This window comes from Microvirga roseola, assembly GCF_020866965.1.
Lineage (GTDB): Bacteria > Pseudomonadota > Alphaproteobacteria > Rhizobiales > Beijerinckiaceae > Microvirga > Microvirga roseola.
In genome coordinates, this window is sequence record NZ_JAJATX010000020.1 from 19,655 (window position 1) to 33,755 (window position 14,101).

Here is a 14,101-nt window from a genome sequence, read left to right on the forward strand (position 1 = left end):
CGGCCTCCGGAACCACTGTGTTCCGGAGGCCGCGACCGCGGCGGGGATCAGTTGGTGCCGATGCCCGTCTTCATCTTCGCAACGGCGGCTTCAGCCGGGAACACGGTCACGAGTTCGCCGCCCTGCCACTGCATCAGGAAGGGGCTGACCCGGGTGTTCTGGCAATTTTCGTTGAACTTCACGCCCCAGCCGGTTGCGGTCCTGCCGACAGGAATATCCACCTTCATGACAGCTTCCTTGATCGCGTCGCCCTTGAGGTCCTTGGCGGCAGCCATGGCGTCGAGGAAGACATTCGCGCCCATGTAGTTGGTAAGGCTGTGGCCGGAGCGCGGAGCGGTGCCGTACTTCGCCTGATACTTCTTCACGAACTCGTCGATGCCCGGAGCAGCCTGCGGATTCGTGCGGTACTGCGGGAAGTCGACGTTGAGCGCGCCCTCGATGTTCTCGGTTCCGACGGCCTGAGCCGTGTCACGTGTCGAGTAGCCGCCGCCGGCGCCGATCACCGCCTTTGGCTTGAAGCCCTGGTCCTTCATCTGACGGAAGAACAGAACCGTGTCGTTCTGATACGAGGTCTGAAGGACCACATCGGCGCCTGCGGATTTGAGGCGGAGAATCACCGGCGTGAGATCGACCGACTTGGCCGAGTAGGGCAGCGTCTCGACGACGTTCAGGCTCTTTTCCTTCGCACGGGCCTGCTGGAAGCCGGAAACGGTCTGCCCGTAGAGAGAATCCTCATGGATGATGCCGATCTTGAGACTCTTCGGGTCCGCATTGAGCCCGGGAGCGACGGCCTCTATGATGGAATCGACCATCCGGTTCGCAAAATCCTTCGAAGTCGGATTAGTGCGGCAGACGTATTTGAAGCCGCGCTCCGTGATCGGGTCCGAAATCGCCCCCAGTTCGAAGTAGGGAATGCCCGCCAGTTCGGCGACCTGAGAAGCGGCGAGAGACAGCGAGGACGAGTAGGTCCCGAAGATCACCGGTACCTTTTCCACCGAGGTCAGGCGGCGCGCTTCGCCGACGGCCTGGTTGGGATCGACGGCGTCGCCTTTGACGAGCTCGATCTTCTTTCCGTTGAGGCCGCCAGCAGCATTACGCTCCTCGATAGCGAGCTCCAGTCCACGGAAGCTCTCGTCTCCGAGAAGGGCGAGACCACCAGAGAACGGATACAGCGCTCCAACCTTGACGGTTTCTTGAGCGAAAGCTTGAGACGCACCCAGCGCCAAACCGGCAGCAACCGCCGCCTTCATAACTACCTTCATCGTTTCCTCCCTGAGGCTCCCTGTTGTGGTGGCCTCTTTGCGAGCAGCGCCGTACGGCACATCCGACCGGCATGTTCGTCCGGCTGGCAAATACTGCAGATAACCAAGTTGCCTGACAAGTAGAAAATTGTTAGTCCTTGGATCGAGTGGACAGGCGGGCTCAACCGGCTGCAGAGAACTTGACGGAAAACGTGAGGAAACGCTTAAACATGGCCATTCCCGAAACAATGCGGCAGGTCCGTTTCGAAGGTGCGGGCGGACCGGAGGTAATCCGTGTGGAAATCGCACCCGTGCCGAGTCCTGGCGCCGGGCAGGTGCTCATCGAAGTCGCGGCGGCCGGCGTGAATCGGCCGGATTGCCTCCAGCGTGCAGGCGGCTATCCCCCTCCCCTCGGTGCAACTGATGTCCCCGGCCTTGAGGTCTCGGGCCGCATCGTGGCAATCGGCGACGGCGTGAGCGGCTTCGGCATGGGTGATGAGGTCTGCGCTCTCGTCGCGAGCGGTGGCTATGCCGAATACTGCGTGGCAGATTCGGCTCTGTGCCTCTCCATTCCCGCTCCGCTGTCTTTGCTGGAAGCGGGCGGGCTGCCTGAGAACTACTACACCGTTTACGACAACGTCTTCACGCGCGGCCGCCTGGCCGCCGGAGAGACGATCCTGGTGCATGGCGGCTCGAGCGGAATCGGTTCCACGGCGATCCAACTCGCCAAGCAGGCCGGGGCCACGGTCTACGCGACCGCCGGCTCCGCCGAGAAATGCGACTTTTGCCGTTTGCTCGGCGCCGATGAAGCCATCGACTACCGCACGCAGGATTTCGTCGAGCAGGTGCAGAGGCTCACCGATGGACGCGGCGTGAACGTCATTCTGGACATGGTCGGCGGCCCCTATATCGCACGCAACATTTCGGTTCTCGCCCTGGAAGGCCGCTTGGTTCAAATCGCGTTTCTCCAGTCGAGCAAGGTCGAGATCGACTTCTTGCCTGTTATGACGCGCCGCCTAACGGTCACGGGCTCAACGCTGCGCCCGCGTTCCGTCGAGCTAAAGGCCAAGATCGCCGATTCCCTGCGCCAAAACGTGTGGCCTCTCCTCGAAAAGGGAGCTGTCCGGCCCGTCGTGCATGCTACCTTCCCACTCGAACAGGCACGCGAAGCTCATGAGCTGATGGAATCGAGCGCGCACCTGGGCAAGATCATGCTGGAGATCCGCCGATGAATTCTCATGGTGGCCATGTCGCCCTGGTCACCGGCGCCGGGCGCGGGATCGGGCGCGCAATCGCCGATGCCCATGCCACCGCCGGGGTCCGTGTCGCCTATCTCGACCACGATCCTGCCCTCGCGGAGGAAGCTGCATCCGCCGCCCGCGAGCGCGGCTATGACGTGATAGCGCTGTCGGCCGACGTCGCGGACGACCGGGCCGTTGCGGAAGCCTGCCGCCGCATTTCGGAGACGCTGGGGACCATCGACATCCTCGTCAACAACGCGGGGATATCCCCAAAGACAGGAGCTGACGGAAAGCGGGCGCTCGCCTGGGAGATGAGCCCGGATGAGTGGCGCCGCGTACTCGACGTCAACCTAACGGGCGCGTTCAACGGCATGCGTGCGGTCGTGCCCGGCATGCGCGAGCTTGGCCGCGGCCGGATCGTCAGCCTCTCGTCGGTGGCGGGCAAGACGTTCTGCGACATCGTCGGCATTCATTATGCCGCCTCCAAGGCTGCGCTCATTGGTTTCACGAAGCATCTCGCGGGTGAGCTCGGCCCCTACGGAATAACGGTCAACGCCGTTGCGCCGGGTCGCATCGATACGCCCCTGGTGCGGGGAACGGCGCCCGAGGCCAACGAGGCCGCCCGCCTCGCCACGCCGCTGCGCCGCCTCGGCACCCCTGAAGACGTGGCGAATACCTGCCTGTTCCTCACCTCGGACAGTGCAGCCTTCGTGACGGGTCAGGTCTGCGACGTGGCCGGTGGCTGGCTCATGACATAAGAGGCAGAGCCCAAGCATGTTCGACTTCGCCGGAAGCACTCTCTTCCTCACGGGCGCCAACGGAACCATCAGCCGGGCGATCGCAAGGCTTTTCTTCGACCTCGGCGCATCCTGCGTCCTGACCGATCTCGACGAGCCCGGCGTCAAGGCTTTCGCCCATGAACTTGATCCCGCCGGTGAGCGCGCCATCGGCCTCCGGCAGGATGCCGCCGTTTCCACCGATGCGGACCGGTGCCTTGCCGCCGCCAAGGAGCGCTTCGGAGCGGTCGATGCCGTGGTGACCAGCGCCGGGATCTATCGGGACCAGATGGTCCACGACATGACGGACGAGCAATGGCGGCAGTCGCTAGACGTCAATCTCACCGGCGTGTTCTACACGTGCCGGGCGGCGATCCCATATCTAAGCGACGGTGCCGCCATCGTAAATATCGCCTCCATGGCGGGTCACAAGGGCAGCTACATGCATTCGCATTATGCCGCCGCCAAGGGAGCCGTGCTGACATTCTCGCGGTCGCTGGCCCTGGAGCTTGCGCCGCGCGTCCGGGTCAATGCCGTCTCGCCAGGACTGATCGACGGCCCGATGGTGCAGCCTCTTCTTCGGGCGCGCGGCCCGCAACTGATCGAACAGACCCCGTTGAAACGTCTCGGTCAGCCTGAGGAGGTCGCGCGCGTTGTCGCCTTTCTCTGCTCGGATTGGGCGAGTTTCGTGACCGGGGAGTCCGTCCACATCAACGGCGGACTATACATAGGAAGCTGAACCGATGAGCAGAGCAGCCAAGTCTACCGAGCATCGTTCGGCATCCGCGCCGCGAGACATCATCGGGCGCGGCCCGTCGCTCGCCGACACCCTGGCCCTGCGGCTGAAGGAAGAGATCGTCTCCGGCCGCCTGCAGCCTGGCGAAAAGCTGCCGACCGAGCAGCAGATTTCGGAAACCTACGGCGTGAGCCGCCCGACCGTGCGCGAGGCGATCGGACGGCTCAAGCACGACGGGCTCGTCGTGACCCGCCAAGGTGCAGGCGCGTTCGTCGCCGACCCCAGTGCAGTCGCCGTATTCCGCCTTGAGGTGACAGACTTCTCCAACAAGGAGGAGATCAGGAACATCATCGAGCTTCTGATGGCGGTTGAAGCGACGGCCACCGAGCACGCCGCTACGCGCCGATCCGAGGAGGATTTGAAGAGCATTCAAGCCCAGCTCGACGCTATGGAGGCTGCCGTCGAGCGCGGCGAACCAGGTGTTGAGGAAGACCTCGCCTTCCACCGGTCCATTGTCGAGGCTACAGGCAATCCTTTCTTTCGGGATCTGTCCGACTTCCTTGACCGACGCGTCCGTAACTTTATTCGCACGGCCCGCGCCAACACAGCGCGCTTGGGAGGCATGACCCAGGCCGTTCAAGCGGAGCACCAGGCCATCTTCAACGCTATCCTGCGGAAAGATGCACCCACCGCACGTGCCGCCGCAGAAACCCACTTGAGAAACGCCGCCGCGAGGCTCGCCCTCTATCTCGAGCCGTAATCGCTCCACCGGTAGACGGCACTCCCATCCGCTTCTGCAGAAAAGAACCAGAGCCCTTGGTTGTTTGCTGCGCGCTGCATTCGAGCACTGGTACCCGAGTATGACGAACGACAATGACAGGGGCCACAGACGGGTAGCTGCATGATTGCCCCACAGAACCTCATGCTCCCCATCTTGCGAGCACGGCCGGACCATACATTTGGCACCCTGATCAGTGAGACAAGAAGGCTATGGGTGTGCAGCGGGGATGGTCCGATTTCCTGTTCACTGGTCCCGGCGGGTACCTGCATGCCCTAGAGTTGAAACGCCAGGGCGAAACCATGACGGAGGAGCAGGAGGCATTTGCCGCATGATGCCGAGACCAGGGCGTGCCGTTTGCCGGCACGGATGATCCGGGAGAGGCTCGAAGCATTCTCACCAGATGGGGCGTATTGCGGCGGGTGCTGACGTGAGCGGCAGACAAGCGTCAGCTAATCGATCACCGGCGAGGTCTGATCGGAACCTCGATTTTTACCAACGTGCCGGAGATTGGATCGAGAATTGTCATAGGCAGCCCCCTTCCGTTCAGGCCAAGGTGAAACGCCACTGGGCCGGATCGGATCAATATTCGTTAGGATTATAGTTACGGGATCGTAAACGCACTTGAATTGGTCCCCGAGGTGAACGAGGCGGCACATCCGCGCCTCGTCCGCTTCGTGAGGAGAAGAACCGATCTCTCGAGCCGGATCAGCCAAGCCATGGTTCCGCCAATGTGGTTAACAAATGGTTAACAGGCTGTTACCGGGCCCCTCCCCCGGCAGAACGTGAGGGGCTTTTTCTTCGATTGCAGTCTTGTTGCTAAGGCCAGGGATGCCGCAGACCATCGTAGCCGAGATAGGTTCCGGTCCGGCGATCGTAGGAGCGAAAGCGGCTCTCGCAACAGGCAACGGCATTCGCTTTGTTGTTCGCTGCGGTTGCTGCTGCTGCTCCGGCAATAGCTCCAACGATACCAGCGAAGATCTCGGCGCAGTTGGTATCCCGTCATCGATGGCAGCCAGACCAATCGGGAAGCCATCCTGTCGTGGGATGCCGAGAGCCGACTGCAGGACCGTTCAAGACGCAGGCTCAAGCCGATCAGGATCCGGCAGAGTCAATACCTCAATAACTGCATCGAGCAGCATCACCGCGCTTTCAAACGCCGTGTGCGATCGATGCTCGGCTTCAAGTCCGTCGACAGTGGCCGCGTGATCTTAGGTGGCATCGAGTTGATCCATATGCTGCGCAAACAGCAGGCGAAATATGCCTGCAATCGGCAGCGATTGCTCGCCGAGCAGTTTCACCTGCTCGCCGCATGAGTGCCGCACGATACACTGCTACTTTCTCGTTCCTGTTCCGGATTTGCGACAGAATGCCAATTGACGCGCCGCCAGAACATCCCGGCTTCCACTGCATTGGCTCCGACAGAGGGGCAGGCACGAGCACAGGTGATTGGCGATGAGCGCACGCAAGGAAGAAGACGATCTGGTGGATGCAGGGTCAGAGTATTCCTTCCCGGCCAGCGATCCACCCTCGTACATGGGCGGCACCTTGGTGCTCGGACCTCCTGCGCATGATGGACAGCCGCCGCGTGAGCCTGTCAGTCATGAGCTGTCGGATCCTAGCGAAGCCAAGCCTGCCGGTGATGCCTCGCAGGGCACAGATCCCGCGCGGGTAGGCGCTGCGCCGCCTCAGCCCGGCTTTGGCGGGAACAACCTGTAGGCAGACCTTGCTGGCGTCTCTCCAGTCGAGCCAGGCTGGAGGAGCGGCTTGGCAAGCGCCAACTGCTTGCGATGCCCTGCTGCGGCACGCCGCGCTGGTGCAGGAAGACCTGCATCTGCCCTTTGGCCTCGTCCCAGGACAGCCCGTGCCGATAGCAACATCCCAGGTACCTGAGCATCCGCTCGCGGTACAGCGAGCCGGGCCTGCTCGTCCATGAAACCTGGCCGCGAAATCTTCGCACGCCATGGCAGAGGCCTTCTGGGACGGTCAAACGGGAGATGTGCCGAGATGGTTCAGAATTCGAGGCAGATCTTGCCGAAATGGGCTCCTGACGCCTCGTACCGGAAGGCCTCGGCAATCTCGGTCAGGCCAAAGCTGCGATCGATCACCGGCCGCAGGCCTGTGGCCTCAAGGGCCCGCACGAAGTCCATCTGCTGGCGCCGATTGCCGACGATCAGGCCTTGAAGCCGGACCTGCTTCGCCATCAGGGCGCCAGTTGGGACTTCGCCGGCGCGGCCGGTCAGCACGCCGATCAGCGAGATGTGCCCGCCGATACGCACCGCCGCGATCGATTGAGCCAGCGTCCCCGGGCCGCCCACCTCCACCACATGGTCGATGCCGCGTCCGCCGGTCCAGCCCCGCGCCCGTACGCCCCAGTCCTCGTGCTTGCGGTAGTTGATGGTGTGATCGGCGCCCAAGGCGCGGACCCGCTCCAGCTTCTCGTCGGAGGATGAGGTGGCAATAACCGTCGCACCCATCGCCTTCGCGAGTTGCAGGGCGAAGACCGATACTCCGCCGGTGCCGAGCACCAGCACCACATCGCCGGCCTTGAGCCCACCAATGACCACCAGGGCACGCCAGGCAGTTAGTCCGGCTGTCGTGAGAGTGGCCGCCTCGGCATGGCTGAAGTTAACCGGCGTGTGGGTGAACCAGGTTGCCGGCCGCACCACCACCTCCCGGGCATAGCCGTCGACCCCGTCGCCAGGCGTGGTCGAGAAGTCGGACACGGTTGGCGGTCCCTCGTGCCAGTCCGGGAAGAAGCAGGAAACCACAGGGTCTCCGTCCTTGAACTCGGTGACGCCCTCGCCCACCGCCTCAACGACGCCCGCGCCGTCGGACATCGGAATACGCCCATCTTCCGTCGCCATCCGTCCGCTCACGACACCGTAGTCGTGGTAGTTGAGCGAGCTCGCGTGCACCCTGACCCGGACCTCACCCGGGCCGGGAGCGCCGGGATCGGGCATGTCGATCAGCTCGAGCCGATCGAGACCGCCGGGGGTGCGCAACGTGATCCCTTTCACCGTCTCTCTCCAAGTGTCCTGATGGATCGCGGGGGCCTTGTGGCCAACCCGTCAGAGCATGTCTGCTGGTGGGCCTCGGTACGACACCCGCATAACGGCCCGGACGCCTGTTCGATCCATCGGGGAGCGCAGGCGAGATCACCTTCCGGATAGGCTTAAGACGATGCCCCATGCCCGGTAGCGCGAATGTCCAGTCAACTCTCGAGGTCGTGCCCCTCTCAGCTGGGCCAGCATCAGATCAACAGCCTTGGGCGTGACCTTCAAGAGCTTGGCGCCGAGCGGCACCGGTACGAGCGGGCGCGAGGTGACCTCTACATAACTGTGCTCGACTGGTACACGACTGGGATCGAACCGGAAGAGACAGCTGCGCGCATCTGCCGCGCACTCGAAGTTAAGATTGCTTCGTAGGCTCCCACGAAACTTCAGCCCCACACCACGCCTCTGAGGCTCTTGAGAGCCTCATTGCAACGATCCACGTGGTTGCTGGCCCGCTGCTGCATCTCCACCGTGTTGTGGCAGGGATCGTCTACATCCTGTTTGCAGAATGGGCAGATCATCACGGCCTCTATGGGTGAGCATGGGGCAACGGGCGGGCGGAGGCAGGGTTCCTGGTGGACAGGCGGGCGCTAAGCAGCTTTCGCCCTACCGTTCTTGCGGCTTTCAGCCGTTTCGATCTGGCTCATCTTGAGCCTCTCCAGTGCGGATTTCAGGGCTCCCCGATAGCCGCTGGCCTGGATCAGCATGGTCATGAACATCACCTCTGGAACATCAGGATGACGGAAGCCGTAGAGCAGGTTGTTGTCCTTGATAAACCCGTTCCGCGCCATCGCGGCCACAAACTGCTTTTCAGTCAAATCACGCATTTTCATCAGTCACCTAAATGTCTGCCCACAAGCGGAACCATATGACCTGCCGCTCGTTGTCCCGTTCTCAATTCCATCAACAAGCAACAAAAGCCGCGCGGCCAAGGCCGTAGCCGCTCAAGGACACCATGCAATCTCAGCCCCAATTCAAGCCTGCAAGGGCACTCTCAGGACCACTGCCGAAAAAGGAGCCTCCTAAGCTACTCCCTCGGCAAAAGCCACAACCGAGTGGTCTGACGCGCGAAGAGATACGCGCGATCATCATTGAGCAGATTGGCTGACCCGTCGCAGTCAATTCGAGAATGAGCCGGGACCGCTTAGGAGCAATTCCGGCTTTTGACTGCACTCGTTCGGGCTATCTCATGGAGGATCGTATGGCTCAGTTCCCAATCGTAAAGTCGCTCGCCAAGATCACTGTCACTCGTGTTGACGGAGAATATCAAATCCGGATGGAGGACAGGTCAGGCGATGTCGTCGTCTATCATGCTGTTTCCGAGCAGGTTCTTGATTTGGCAGACCATCTCGATGACTTGCTTACCGAGGAAGAAGAGGAACAAGCCGAAAGGTGAGAGATCAGGCGGACAATGCCGTCATCGGGACAACCCAAAGGAGGGACATCTGCGTCACCTCCAGCCACGACATTCTTACACCTTATCCTCCCAAGGTCTGATCCTGTTCTCTGAACCAGCTTAGAGCTTGATCGAAGTGGTCAGGTTTGAAATCGGGCCAGTAATCATCGACAATGTAGAAGTCGGCATAGACAGATTGCACAGGCAGGAACCCGCTCAGCCGCCGTCCACCGCCCCACCGGACGATCAGGTCGAGCCTGGAAACATCGTGAGACCGGATGCTTCCCTCCCGCAGACCGGATAGGTCCCACTCCCAATCGTAGTTCATCAGCAGGTTGACCTTCATCCCGCTCCCCTGGCGGGCTCGGAACGTCCGAAGCTCAGGAGGAAACAGCCCGGAATTTTCATTGCCGACGACCAGCAGGGCAGCCCCGCGACGGGTAATTTCCTCAGCAAATGTCATGCAAGCTGAACGGAATGCCTGGATTTGGGGCGGTGGTCTCTTGGTGTTGTCCTGAGTGAAGCAATAGACGGAGACCTCTGGGATGCCGATACTCTTGCACATTTCGAACAAAGCCAGCCCAGGTTCAATACCGAACTGATAGCCCTGCTCCTTGGGCAGTCCACGACCGACGGCCCAGCGCCGGTTGCCATCCGGAATGAAGCCGACATGCTTTGGAAGTGATCGCGTCGCCATTCTGTGATCTCCGTGGCTTTTGCGACCACCGTAGCTCACCTTTGCTCCGCTTCCAGCGACTATGATGGCTGATGTCCCTCCCGGGCAGGAGCTTGCTCCCTCTTAGGCTCAGGCCTCGTTAAATTTAGCGGCCTTCCGCAAACATGAGCGGACGTCGTAATTTCATTACCCATGTGTGGAACGGGAGCAGGCCTTGGCAATGTGAGGTTTGAAAAGACGGGAATAGACACCTAGTTTACCACACCGACACAACACCCTCTCATCGAAAAACCGATCCCACATGAGCGACGTACTGAGCCAACTGATGCCGGCTGCACGCCCGAGCACGAGCAGTGGCAAAGAGGACTTTCTGCGCGGTGGCGGCGAGATGGGCGAACTCATCCGAGCCTATGACTGGGCATCCACACCCCTCGGGCCGCCGGCTTCATGGCCGCAGACGCTCAAGACCAGCGTGCGCCTGATGCTCAGCACCCATCATCCGGTATTCATCTGGTGGGGGGACGACCTCATCCAGTTCTACAACGACGCGTACCGCCAGATCATGGGTCCGGAGCGCCACCCCGGTGGCCTGGGCCAGCGCGGACGGGATTGCTGGGCAGAGATCTGGGACACCATTGGTCCGCAGATCGAGTACGTGATGGCCGGCAAAGGAGCGACCTGGCAGGAGGAGCAGCTCGTGCCGGTGACGCGCCACGGCCGACAGGAGGACGTGTGGTGGACCTACGGCTACAGCCCCATTGATGACAGCACTCGGCCAAGCGGAGTCGGTGGGGTACTGGCGTTGTGCAACGACGTGACCCACCATCGGACGGATGCCCGGCTCATTGAGACCCAGCGGCGCCTGAATGCCGTGTTGAACAATGCCTCGGTGTCGATCTTCCTCATGGATGACAAGCAACAATGTGTCTACATGAATGCCGCGGCCGAGAAGATGACTGGTTATACTCTAGAGGAGGTGCAAGGCCGTCCCCTCCATGACGTGATCCATCACACCCGTCCTGACGGCAGTCACTTTCCCCTGGAGGAGTGCCCTATTGATCGCGCGTTCCCGGAGGACAATCAGATGCAGGGAGAGGAGGTGTTCGTTCACAAGGACGGCAGCTTCTATCCTGTGGCTTTTACGGCAAGCCCTATCTGTGATGCTGACGCCAATACGATCGGCACGATCATCGAGGTGCGGGAGATCAGCGCCGAGAAGAAGGCACAGGAGCATCAGCGCATTCTCATCAATGAGCTCAACCACCGGGTCAAGAACACGCTCGCGACCGTACAGTCCCTTGCCGCCCAAAGCTTTCGAGGCATCAGCAAGGAGGACCAGCCCAGCACCAAGACCTTCGAGGAGCGCCTGTTCGCCCTGGCGCGTGCCCACGACGTGCTGACCCGGGAGAACTGGGAGAAGGCGGAGTTGGGGGAGATCATCGAGGAGGTGCTCGACCCCTATCGCCGGCTTGGCTCCCGCATCGAGATCGACGGATCGGCCATTGCCCTGCCTCCAAGCACAGCCCTTGCACTGGCCATGGCAGTGCATGAGCTTGCAACCAATGCAGCGAAGTATGGAGCACTGTCGACCCCTGAAGGCCGGGTTGCTGTTACTTGGAGGGTAACACCTGGTGATCCCCCGCATTTGGCCATGCGCTGGCAGGAGCGGGATGGCCCTACAGTGACGCCTCCCAACCGCAAAGGGTTCGGCACGCGGTTGATCGAGAGGATGCTGGCTAACGAGCTATCCGGTGAGGTCGAGCTGACCTTCGAGCCCACGGGGGTGATCTGCTCTGTGAGGGCACCGCTGGTGGGTTCAATTTTCGTCCAGCCGAGGAAGATGGGGAAGGCTCGTCTCATGACGTGCGGATGTCAGGCAACCTACTGCGGCTGCCAAAGCAGGTGAGCTTAGTCTTTCAAATGGGAAAAAGCGTCCGCGAGTTGCACGTCATGCCCTTCATGGAGCCTGATGAAGGTGCGTTCGAGTGTCTTCGGAAGACACGGTCGGCGCGTCAGGTGGCGAGCCAGCAACGAACCAGTCCAAGCTGGCGATTTGCCCGGCCTGGCAGGGTTCCGAACACTGAAATGCACTTGGAGGACCGCTGACGCCAGAACGCTCGCGGAGATCGTGTAACGTACAAAGCATATGATCGCGGACCAGCTAAAGTCAGGTCTAGGTCTTGGTCGTGTCAAAACGCTTTGGCAGAAGACAGATCGCGGCTTTCCCCGCTCCAAAGCGCTTCACCATCATTGGCGAACGCGGATTGGCTGATCGTCAATGGAATGAGGCTTCCATCGTCTCTGAAGCGAGGATCCGGCGTGTCACAGGCGTGATGACACGAGCACAGCCCTGCCCCTAGGCCCTAAGGGCGGCCATCAGCGGTCGGATGCCCAGGATGTTCAGCACCCGGGTGAGATTGTAGGCCAGCACGTGCAGGGCCATCTCGCAGGCAACCTTCGGCAAGGTCTTCAACAGGAAGTGGGTGGCGCACACGCGCATCTTGATCGTGCCGAAAGGATGCTCGACCACCTCCCGCCGCTGGCGCATGGCCCCTGGGTTGCGGCGAGCAAGATTGTCCCGGCGGCGGTGAGAAGCGAGACATGCCGACCCTGGCCGATGCCGCGGCCAATGATGAGTCGCATGCCGGGGCCGGGAGCAAGCTGCATCGCCGGCAGGGCCGTAAGGAAATTGAGGAGGGTGGGTAGATCGAGCACGATAGAGATCTTCGGCATCGTTCAGGTGCCCCGGCCTATGAGTTCTTTCTCGAAATAATAGCGTCGAAGACTGCTGCCGACCGTCCTGTTTGTAGCCGCCGTCGCGACTTCCTCGCGAACCAACTGATAGCCAGCCGAGCGATAGAGGAGGATTGCAGCTTCCTGAAGCTCTGAGGTGCTAAGCAACATCCTGGCGCTACCCTGATCCAGCGCGACGCGTTCGGCATGGGCGAGCATCAGACGACCTAACCCTCTCCGGCGGAATTCTGAGCCGACATACATGCGGCGCAGTTCCATAGTGTCACCTGCGGCAGGCTCAAGGCCGAAATTTCCCATGAGCCCGTGCTCATCGACCGCGACCCAGAAGCTCGCCCCTCGGCTGGCCGAGTAGTAGCTGGGGATCCGATCAATCTCATCACGCAGCGCGAGGGCAATGTACGTCTCGAACTGCTCCTTCAGATGGGCGGGCGCCAACTCGCGATTAATGCGGACGAACAGATCTCGCACGGCCGCCTGATCCTGGGCCTCATAGCGGCGGATTCCGGATTGCCCTGTCACCACAGCATCCTTTTGCGCGTCATCCCAGATATGCTCCCGCGGCCTCAGCGGCTTCTGCTTCAGCGACAGTCGAGGTAACCGCGAACCAAGCAATCCTCTTGGCCTTGAGCCTCCGCACATCCTCTGGAGGAAACAAGCCCATAATGGAGGAGGCGATCGGCGGTGCAGCCTCGATCAGGGCTTCCCATTGCGCGTTGAAGGCTGGCGGAACGCTATCACCAGCCTTAGGTGACATCTCGGGTCCCCAGGATGCAAGAAATGCTCGAACCCGCCCTTCGTGCTCAGGATTCCGAACCGGTGGTGGGTCGGGGATCCAGAGGTTGAGCGGGAAGGCGCCGCTTCTTGACTGCCGGACAACTCTTGCCCAAGCTAGGATCTCTTGGGGCTGCATAAGCAGCGCCCCGCATGCACCCAAGCCGCCAGCGTTTGCCACTGTGATGGACAAGATTGGGGCGCTGGCGCCTACCATTGGCGCCATGAGAATGGGCACTCGTATGCCGAAATGGCTACAGAACGCCTCCGCTCGATCACGGAATGACATGATGCACCTCCGTGATCTCATTGTCACTGCCAACAGCTTGCCACACAATTGGTGTACATTGATTACTGCTATCTCAGTAAGAGATAGCCTAGGCCCCCTGGAGCTATCTGCATGAACGCGGGTGGGCTTGAGCGTATCCCGTGGGGTGGTGTATGAGCGCCAGTCCTCGGCTGGGCCGGGTTGCTCAGGCGGTCATGGCCGACAACCGGCGAACGGGATCATCGCTCAGAGTGCTCAGACTTTCCTGCGACATGTAGCGCCGGCTCACCGCCCACTCGTCATTCTGCTCCAGCATCGGGGCTCCCACGAGGCGGAGGACCGCGCGAAGGTTGCTCATAAGCCACCCTCACGAGCATTGGCCCTATGGCCCCGTTTGACCTAGGGCTA

The 14,101-nt window shown here is 61.3% G+C and carries 15 protein-coding genes and 3 pseudogenes; 8 read left to right on the forward strand and 10 right to left on the reverse strand.

The annotated features are described in order from the left end of the window. Nucleotides 1-47: 47 nt before the first annotated feature. Nucleotides 48-1,262 (reverse strand): ABC transporter substrate-binding protein, encoded by a 1,215-nt coding sequence (locus tag LG661_RS13280; protein ID WP_230532384.1) that lies wholly within the window; start codon nt 1,260-1,262, stop codon nt 48-50. Nucleotides 1,263-1,471: 209 nt separating this feature from the next. On the opposite strand from LG661_RS13280, the gene LG661_RS13285 reads away from it, so the two are divergent. The 4 genes from LG661_RS13285 to LG661_RS13300 are packed head-to-tail and all read left to right on the forward strand — an operon-like array spanning nt 1,472 to nt 4,754. Next, nucleotides 1,472-2,473 (forward strand): NAD(P)H-quinone oxidoreductase, encoded by a 1,002-nt coding sequence (locus LG661_RS13285; RefSeq protein WP_230532385.1) that lies wholly within the window; start codon nt 1,472-1,474, stop codon nt 2,471-2,473. Beyond that, on the forward strand, nt 2,470-3,240 hold the full coding sequence (locus LG661_RS13290) for an SDR family oxidoreductase (protein ID WP_230532386.1): 771 nt from the start codon (nt 2,470-2,472) through the stop codon (nt 3,238-3,240). Before LG661_RS13285 ends, LG661_RS13290 begins: the two co-directional genes overlap by 4 nt. A gap of 16 nt (nt 3,241-3,256) precedes the next feature. Then, on the forward strand, nt 3,257-3,997 hold the full coding sequence (locus LG661_RS13295) for an SDR family NAD(P)-dependent oxidoreductase (RefSeq protein WP_230532387.1): 741 nt from the start codon (nt 3,257-3,259) through the stop codon (nt 3,995-3,997). A gap of 4 nt (nt 3,998-4,001) precedes the next feature. Continuing rightward, entirely contained in the window at nt 4,002-4,754 is a 753-nt protein-coding gene (locus tag LG661_RS13300) for a FadR/GntR family transcriptional regulator (RefSeq protein ID WP_230532388.1), read from the forward strand. A gap of 837 nt (nt 4,755-5,591) precedes the next feature. Here the strand turns inward: LG661_RS13300 and LG661_RS25410 are convergent. Next, nucleotides 5,592-5,753 carry a BA14K family protein gene (locus LG661_RS25410; protein WP_407666711.1) on the reverse strand — a complete coding sequence of 54 codons (162 nt, stop codon included), beginning with the start codon at nt 5,751-5,753 and terminating at the stop codon, nt 5,592-5,594. A gap of 14 nt (nt 5,754-5,767) precedes the next feature. Here LG661_RS25410 and LG661_RS13305 point away from each other — a divergent pair. Continuing rightward, nucleotides 5,768-6,088, forward strand: a pseudogene (locus LG661_RS13305) (DDE-type integrase/transposase/recombinase); the annotation flags it as partial. Between the two features lie 139 nt (nt 6,089-6,227). After that, the gene (locus tag LG661_RS13310; protein WP_230532389.1) at nt 6,228-6,491 is read left to right on the forward strand and encodes a hypothetical protein; all 264 of its coding nucleotides are present in this window, start codon (nt 6,228-6,230) and stop codon (nt 6,489-6,491) included. 293 nt (nt 6,492-6,784) lie between these two features. Here the strand turns inward: LG661_RS13310 and LG661_RS13315 are convergent, their stop codons facing one another. From LG661_RS13315 to LG661_RS13325, 3 genes are all read right to left on the reverse strand, one after another. Then, nucleotides 6,785-7,792 carry a zinc-dependent alcohol dehydrogenase family protein gene (locus tag LG661_RS13315; protein ID WP_230532390.1) on the reverse strand — a complete coding sequence of 336 codons (1,008 nt, stop codon included), beginning with the start codon at nt 7,790-7,792 and terminating at the stop codon, nt 6,785-6,787. Between the two features lie 138 nt (nt 7,793-7,930). Beyond that, nucleotides 7,931-8,224, reverse strand: coding sequence for a helix-turn-helix domain-containing protein (locus LG661_RS25100; RefSeq protein ID WP_268995459.1), 294 nt, complete (start codon nt 8,222-8,224; stop codon nt 7,931-7,933). Nucleotides 8,225-8,418: 194 nt separating this feature from the next. Further along, nucleotides 8,419-8,661 carry a hypothetical protein gene (locus tag LG661_RS13325; protein WP_230532391.1) on the reverse strand — a complete coding sequence of 81 codons (243 nt, stop codon included), beginning with the start codon at nt 8,659-8,661 and terminating at the stop codon, nt 8,419-8,421. A 368-nt stretch (nt 8,662-9,029) separates the two neighbouring features. Here LG661_RS13325 and LG661_RS13330 point away from each other — a divergent pair, with 368 nt between their 5' ends. Further along, on the forward strand, nt 9,030-9,224 hold the full coding sequence (locus tag LG661_RS13330; protein ID WP_230532392.1) for a hypothetical protein: 195 nt from the start codon (nt 9,030-9,032) through the stop codon (nt 9,222-9,224). Nucleotides 9,225-9,306: 82 nt separating this feature from the next. Here LG661_RS13330 and LG661_RS13335 read toward each other — a convergent pair whose 3' ends face one another. Then, a complete protein-coding gene (locus LG661_RS13335; RefSeq protein ID WP_230532393.1) occupies nt 9,307-9,921 on the reverse strand; it encodes an undecaprenyl diphosphate synthase family protein in 615 nt (204 codons plus the stop codon). 280 nt (nt 9,922-10,201) lie between these two features. Here LG661_RS13335 and LG661_RS13340 point away from each other — a divergent pair, with 280 nt between their 5' ends. After that, nucleotides 10,202-11,806, forward strand: a complete 1,605-nt coding sequence (locus LG661_RS13340; RefSeq protein WP_322098865.1) for a sensor histidine kinase — start codon at nt 10,202-10,204, stop codon at nt 11,804-11,806. Between the two features lie 450 nt (nt 11,807-12,256). Here LG661_RS13340 and LG661_RS25415 read toward each other — a convergent pair. The 4 genes and pseudogenes from LG661_RS25415 to LG661_RS13360 all read right to left on the reverse strand — a co-directional run. Next, nucleotides 12,257-12,457, reverse strand: a pseudogene (locus LG661_RS25415) (transposase); the annotation flags it as partial. A 179-nt stretch (nt 12,458-12,636) separates the two neighbouring features. Then, nucleotides 12,637-13,173, reverse strand: a complete 537-nt coding sequence (locus tag LG661_RS13350; protein ID WP_230532394.1) for a GNAT family N-acetyltransferase — start codon at nt 13,171-13,173, stop codon at nt 12,637-12,639. Nucleotides 13,174-13,192: 19 nt separating this feature from the next. Next, nucleotides 13,193-13,735 carry a nitronate monooxygenase gene (locus LG661_RS13355; protein WP_322098867.1) on the reverse strand — a complete coding sequence of 181 codons (543 nt, stop codon included), beginning with the start codon at nt 13,733-13,735 and terminating at the stop codon, nt 13,193-13,195. Between the two features lie 163 nt (nt 13,736-13,898). Continuing rightward, a pseudogene (locus LG661_RS13360) lies at nt 13,899-14,036 on the reverse strand (IS256 family transposase); the annotation flags it as partial. Nucleotides 14,037-14,101: the final 65 nt, after the last annotated feature.

Excerpts from the sequence above, each read along its gene's own strand:
- LG661_RS13280 (WP_230532384.1), bottom strand. The coding sequence starts at position 1,262 with ATGAAGGTAGTTATGAAGGCGGCGGTTGCTGCCGGTTTGGCGCTGGGT.
- LG661_RS13285 (WP_230532385.1), top strand. The coding sequence starts at position 1,472 with ATGGCCATTCCCGAAACAATGCGGCAGGTCCGTTTCGAAGGTGCGGGC.
- LG661_RS13290 (WP_230532386.1), top strand. The coding sequence starts at position 2,470 with ATGAATTCTCATGGTGGCCATGTCGCCCTGGTCACCGGCGCCGGGCGC.
- LG661_RS13295 (WP_230532387.1), top strand. The coding sequence starts at position 3,257 with ATGTTCGACTTCGCCGGAAGCACTCTCTTCCTCACGGGCGCCAACGGA.
- LG661_RS13300 (WP_230532388.1), top strand. The coding sequence starts at position 4,002 with ATGAGCAGAGCAGCCAAGTCTACCGAGCATCGTTCGGCATCCGCGCCG.
- LG661_RS13310 (WP_230532389.1), top strand. The coding sequence starts at position 6,228 with ATGAGCGCACGCAAGGAAGAAGACGATCTGGTGGATGCAGGGTCAGAG.
- LG661_RS13325 (WP_230532391.1), bottom strand. The coding sequence starts at position 8,661 with ATGAAAATGCGTGATTTGACTGAAAAGCAGTTTGTGGCCGCGATGGCG.
- LG661_RS13330 (WP_230532392.1), top strand. The coding sequence starts at position 9,030 with ATGGCTCAGTTCCCAATCGTAAAGTCGCTCGCCAAGATCACTGTCACT.
- LG661_RS13335 (WP_230532393.1), bottom strand. The coding sequence starts at position 9,921 with ATGGCGACGCGATCACTTCCAAAGCATGTCGGCTTCATTCCGGATGGC.
- LG661_RS13340 (WP_322098865.1), top strand. The coding sequence starts at position 10,202 with ATGAGCGACGTACTGAGCCAACTGATGCCGGCTGCACGCCCGAGCACG.
- LG661_RS13355 (WP_322098867.1), bottom strand. The coding sequence starts at position 13,735 with ATGAGATCACGGAGGTGCATCATGTCATTCCGTGATCGAGCGGAGGCG.